The organism is Lelliottia sp. GFLA7 (assembly GCF_056490165.1).
Genome location: NZ_JBWLAQ010000082.1, coordinates 1 through 444, shown reverse-complemented (window position 1 = coordinate 444; position 444 = coordinate 1). Strand labels below are relative to the sequence as shown.

Here is a 444-nt window from a genome sequence, read left to right as displayed (position 1 = left end):
TCAGAGCCCGATATCGGTGACGGCGTTGCCGATGAGCGGGGCGTTCTCGCGGGCATACACCTCGAGCATCCCCGGCGTCTTGTGGCCGGTCTGGCGCATGATCGCGTGCGCGTCGGCGCCGTTGCGGAAGGCCTGGGTGACGAAACCCGCACGCAGAGAATGCCCGCCGAGCGCGGCGACGAGGCTCTCGTCGTAGCCGGCCGCACCGGCCCGGCGGCGCACGGCGCCGTGCACTGCGGCAGCGGACAGCGCGGTGGTGGAAAGGTTGCCGTTCTTGGCGATGGCCCGGAAGAACGGGGCATGCGGCGAAATCTTCGGTACCGCGCCGCGGCAGACGTGCCCGTCGAAGGCGGGAGCGGTGCGCAGCGTCCGGATCAGCGCTGCTCGGCCGCCGCGCTCGTGGGCTGCGACGAGCTCCCACCACCGCAGCGCTGCGCACCGCTC

1 protein-coding gene is annotated in these 444 nt (G+C 72.3%); it reads right to left on the bottom strand.

Annotation, left to right across the window (positions count from 1 at the left end):
• The coding region (locus AC07RN_RS21255) for a tyrosine-type recombinase/integrase (RefSeq protein ID WP_478337259.1) at nt 1-444 on the bottom strand (444 nt) is incomplete at its 5' end.